Genomic DNA, 5,465 nt, shown 5'->3' with positions numbered 1-5,465 from the left:
AGCATTGAAATGTCCATTTTGCAGCTGTGAAGAGAGTAAAGTAGTTGATTCTAGATCAACGGAGGATAATATTGCAATTAGAAGAAGAAGAGAGTGTCTTAGTTGTTTAAAAAGATATACTACGTTTGAGAAGGTAGAAGATATACCTATTTTAGTAATCAAAAAAGATTTTAATAGAGAATATTTTGATAGAACAAAAATAATAAATGGCTTAATGAAGGCTTGTCAAAAGAGACCAGTATCTAGAATGCAAATTGAGAATATTTGTGACGAAGTAGAAAAAAAGCTAAATAATGAAATGCTTACAGAAGTGAAATCTGATCATATTGGAGAAATTATCATGAGTATATTAAAAAATGTAGATGAGGTTTCTTATGTTAGATTTGCTTCGGTTTATAGACAATTCAAAGATATTAATACATTCATGGAAGAAATACGAAAACTAATGTGTACCGAATAAAAATGCCGTTTTGGCATTTTTTTTGTAGATTTAAATATATAAGAGATTTTAAAAGTCTAAGTATTTTAAATGAGGTGAAGTAATGGAAAGTGACAATATTAATTATGATAAATTTATAAAATTTGAATGTGGTAATGCGGTGATTTTATTTTCTACGGCAAAGGATGGGTTAAACTTTAATAAAAATACTAATGAAGGATTACACAACCTTAAAAACATCAAAGAGTATTATCAGTTACAGAATGTTGGTTATTTAAATCAAATTCACAGTGATAAAATTTTAAGTTTTGATGATAGGATTGACACTCAAGATGGTGATGCACTCATAACAGATAAAACAAAAACGGCAGTTGGCATTTTTACAGCAGATTGTGTACCTGTTATTTTAGTAGATACTAGTAAGGGAGTAATCGCAGCAATACATAGTGGCTGGAAAGGTACAAAAGTTTTAATTGTAAGTAAAACCATTGAAAGATTACAAGAGACTTATGACTCAATATCCAAGGATATAAAGGTCTACATTGGCCCACATATCGGAGGTTGTTGCTATGAAGTTAGCAGCGATTTAATAGAAGAGTTTACTAGTGAAGACATTTATAGTAATATTAAAATTAGTAATAACAATAAATTAGATTTACAAAAATGTATTATGACACAGCTTATGGCAAAAGGTATTAAAAAAACAAATATTATCACTACCAATATTTGTACTGCTTGTAATAAGCACCATGAATTATATTCCTATAGATTTAGTGAGAATAAGCTAGGTAGAATGTTTTCTTTTGTTTATTTAAAGTAATAAACAAATAAAAAGATACGGAGGGGTTAAATTGGCAGATGAAAAAATATTAGTTGTGGATGATGAAGAACATATACAGGAATTAATTAAATTTAATCTAGAAAAAAATGGTTACAAGGTCATACTTTCTGACAATGGTATCGACGCCATAAAACTTGCTAAAGAACATTTGCCACAACTTATGTTACTAGACTTAATGTTGCCTGGAATGGATGGCTTAGATGTGTGTAAGGAAATTAGAAAAGATTCATCTATGTCAAACATGCCCATAATAATGATAACAGCAAAAGGAGAAGAAATAGATAAAATAATCGGACTTGAGCTAGGGGCAGATGATTACATTACAAAACCATTTTCAGTAAGGGAACTAGTAGCAAGAATTAAAGCTATACTTAGAAGAAGTACTATGCAAATAGTTGAAAAAACATTTAAAGTTGGTAATTTAGATATTGACTTTGGTAAGCATGAGGTTCTTAAAAGTGAAATAAAAATCGACCTAACATTAAAGGAATTTGAACTTCTAGAAATTCTAATAACAAATAAAGGGAGAGTTATGACTAGAGACTTCTTACTAGATAAAATATGGGGTTATGAATACGTAGGAGAAACAAGAACTGTAGATGTTCACATAAGGCATCTACGACAAAAAATTGAAGAAGATGATAAAAATCCAATGTATATCCAGACTATTCGGGGTATAGGATATAAATTTAACTTTGGAGATTAATTATGAAAAAAAAATTAATGATATATTTATTAAGCGCTGTAATATTTATATTTATAGTAGTGACTACATTATTTGTCTCTATTTTTAATTATGAATACCAACAAAACATGAAGAATAAGCTTGAAATGAATAATAATATGATAATTAGCCTATTACGTAGTAATAATTTAATAGATAAGGGAAAATTCTTTACTGATAATTTAGCGGGCTCAGAACTTAGAGTTACATACATTAATAAGAAGGGCAAAGTTATTTATGATTCAAATATAGATATGGAAACTATGGATAATCATAATAGCAGGGAAGAAATAATGACTGCAAGAAGAAGCGGTAGTGGATATATAGTTAGATATAGTAACACTACTGAGAAGAACATGATGTATTTTGCTACTGTTTTAGATGACGGTTTTATTATTAGAAGTTCTATGCCTGTTAAAATAGTAAATGGCCTGGGAAGTAAATATTTTAAATTTTACATTAGTGCCATAATTTTTTCTGGAATGATGACTATTTGGTTTTCTCTTAAATTATCGTATATTATAGTGAAACCAATAGAAGACTTGATTTTTATAACTTCAAGGATTACCAAGGGTGAGTTTCATAGAAGGGTTAAAATACTAACAAACGGTGAAATAGGAGAGCTAGCTAAGAATTTCAATGAGATGGCAGATAAATTAGAGTTTACACTGAATGAAGTTACAGATAAGCAAAATAGGTTACAGGCTATTCTACAAAGTATGGACAGTGGAGTCATTGCGGTGGATAGAAATAACAAAGTCATAATGATTAATCCATATGCGAAAAAAATATTTGGAATATCAAAAGATATTATAGGGCAGAATCTTCTGGATAATATTAGAGATTTTGAATTAGAAAATATCTTCCATCAAAGTGATGATGACTATAAGGAAATAAAGATAGTTTGGCCAAAGGAAAGAGAACTTAGGATAAAGACTGCGGATATAATTAATAGAAGCGAGCATATTGGTACTGTAGCTGTTGTCCAGGACATTACAGAAGTGAAAAAATTAGAGAATATGAGAACACAATTCGTTGCTAATGTTTCCCATGAACTTAAAACACCTTTAACATCTATTAAAGGATTTGCAGAGACTCTAAAATATGTTGATGATGCGCAGACAAAGGAAAAGTTCTTGAATATAATAAATGAAGAAACTGAAAGATTAACTAGACTTATTACAGATATTTTAATACTTTCTAATATAGAACAGCAAAAAGAACTTAAAAAGGAAAGCATTAATGTTAATAAAATAGTAGAAGATGTTTACAATTTGATGAAAAACACTGCAGACGTAAAACAAATTAAGTTATCAATAGAGCAGGATAAAGTAAATACACTGATAGGCGACACTGATAGGTTTAAACAAATGTTAATTAACTTAGTAGATAATGCACTAAACTACTCAGAAACAGGCGATAGTGTTTGCATTGGGACAGAGGGCAGAGATGATGGAATCATTCTTTGGGTTAAGGATACTGGGGTCGGAATAGCTAAGGAGCAAATTCCACGTATCTTTGAGAGATTATATAGAGTGGATAAGGCTCGTTCTAGATCAAAAGGCGGAACAGGATTAGGTCTTGCTATCGTTAAGCATATAGTACTTAAATTTGACGGCAAAATATCTGTGGAAAGTAAACTTGGAGTAGGTAGTAAATTCATAATCGAAATTCCATACAGTAAATAAAAACATAAAATATTATATCGGGTCTCAAAATTAACGAATAAAAGGTTATATTCATTTAGATTTGGCTAAAATATAAAGAGGAAGGTGATAATATGGCTAGAAAAGTATTTGAAGCTAATCTTCAAGAGCTTCATAATGACCTAATTAGAATGGGAAGTATAGTAGAAAAACAAATTCACGATTGCATCTATGCCCTAGTACAACAAGACGTTGGGAAGGCTGAAAAAATAATGAAGGATGATGACATTGTTGATATAATGGAACATGAAATAGAAGACAAAGCAATAAGACTCATCGCCATGCAACAGCCATTAGCTATAGATCTAAGAAATATTTTCACTACAACAAAGATAGTAACTGACCTTGAAAGAATAGCAGATCATGCTGTAGATATAGCTAAAATTACTTTAAGATTAAAAGATGAAGAATACATTAAAGAGTTAATAGATATTCCTAGAATGGCTGAAATAGTAATACTTATGATAAAAGATTCATTAGATGCATATGTAGAAGGAGATATTGAGAAAGCCTATGCTGTTGGAAAACGAGATGATGAAGTAGACAATTTATATTACGAAGTTTTTAGTGAGCTTTTACAATTAATGGCAAAAAAGCCAAGTACGATAAAACAAGCAACTCAATTTTTATTTGTATGTAAGTTTCTAGAGCGTATTGCAGACCATACGACAAATATATGTGAATGGACAATTTATCTAGTTACTGGTGAAAGAGTTGATTTAAACGAATAGTTTTCAGGTAAAATACAGAAACTACAATTACAATAACTATGTTTTTAAAATATTGTAGTGGAGTGGTGATTATGAAAAAAATGAACATAAAAACATTGACCACAATTCTTTGTATTAGTATAGTAATGCTGAACACAGGATGTAAAAAAGAAGCACAAGTCGAAGTAAAAAAATCTAAAAGTATTAAAATAATTTGTGAAGAGTCAGTTTCGCCCATGGTAAATGATTTAGCAAGGGATTATAATTTAAATAACGAAACGGTAGTCGTTGTAGAAATTCTTGATAGAGATAGTGCATTCACTAAAATAAACAATTCTGAGGTGGATATACTAGTTGGATATGTTCAGCCAGCTGATGAGAAAATTGAGTCTGAAATATTAGCTTATGATGGAATAGGAATTATTGTGAATGTTAGTAATAAAGTAAAGAGTGTGGGAACTCAGGAATTAAAAAAAATATATACAGGGAATATGGTAAATTGGGTGGACTTAAAGGGTGAATCTCAAACAATAATACCTGTGGCGTTTAAAAACCCTCTAAGTTTAGTTCAACAACAATTCAACATAAGTATTATGGATACTCCTGTTAAAGAGGAAATGAGTAGCGATATTAAGTATGTATCAAGTATGGAAGAAATGAAAAATTTTGTTGCTCAGAACAAAAATGCTATAGGAATTATACCTGGACAATGGTATAATAAAGATAATGTGTTTTTAAAACTAAGTGGTATTGAACTAACTCTTTCAAATCTTGCGAATAAACTTTATGCCTTGAATTTTCCAATAAAAGTGTATTATTCTAAAGAAAAAAAAGATAGTTTGGATGATTTCCTTAATTATATAAAAAGTGAAGACGGTATAAAAATTGTCAGAAAACATTGTATAGAAGCATCTTAATACCTCCTTCTTAGGAGGTATTTTTAGTCTATAGTAAATAATAGATTATCTGGTAAGTTTATAATGAAAACTGTCGATATACGCTATTTTTCTCCTTATAAATGTTAATATCGTTGACTTAGCTAGTT

General features: G+C 29.8%; 6 protein-coding genes. All 6 read left to right on the top strand.

The features are described from left to right. Positions 1-4: 4 nt before the first annotated feature. Positions 5-460, top strand: a complete 456-nt coding sequence (nrdR, locus tag ACJAX4_RS21805) for a transcriptional regulator NrdR (protein WP_435791542.1) — start codon at positions 5-7, stop codon at positions 458-460. A gap of 82 nt (positions 461-542) precedes the next feature. Further along, positions 543-1,259, top strand: coding sequence for a peptidoglycan editing factor PgeF (gene pgeF / locus ACJAX4_RS21800; RefSeq protein WP_435791541.1), 717 nt, complete (start codon positions 543-545; stop codon positions 1,257-1,259). A gap of 31 nt (positions 1,260-1,290) precedes the next feature. Further along, positions 1,291-1,986: a response regulator gene (locus tag ACJAX4_RS21795; RefSeq protein WP_435791540.1), complete on the top strand. Its 696-nt coding sequence runs from the start codon at positions 1,291-1,293 to the stop codon at positions 1,984-1,986. Between the two features lie 2 nt (positions 1,987-1,988). After that, a complete protein-coding gene (pnpS, locus tag ACJAX4_RS21790) occupies positions 1,989-3,692 on the top strand; it encodes a two-component system histidine kinase PnpS (protein WP_435791539.1) in 1,704 nt (567 codons plus the stop codon). A gap of 92 nt (positions 3,693-3,784) precedes the next feature. Continuing rightward, positions 3,785-4,441 (top strand): phosphate signaling complex protein PhoU, encoded by a 657-nt coding sequence (phoU, locus tag ACJAX4_RS21785; protein ID WP_435791538.1) that lies wholly within the window; start codon positions 3,785-3,787, stop codon positions 4,439-4,441. A 71-nt stretch (positions 4,442-4,512) separates the two neighbouring features. Further along, positions 4,513-5,337, top strand: coding sequence for a substrate-binding domain-containing protein (locus ACJAX4_RS21780; protein ID WP_435791537.1), 825 nt, complete (start codon positions 4,513-4,515; stop codon positions 5,335-5,337). Positions 5,338-5,465: the final 128 nt, after the last annotated feature.

The sequence above is a fragment of the Clostridium sp. genome (genome assembly GCF_051278035.1).
GTDB lineage: Bacteria > Bacillota > Clostridia > Clostridiales > Clostridiaceae > Clostridium_AD.
The sequence above is the reverse complement of the archived record's forward strand: the minus strand, read 5'-3'. Positions and strand labels throughout refer to the sequence as shown.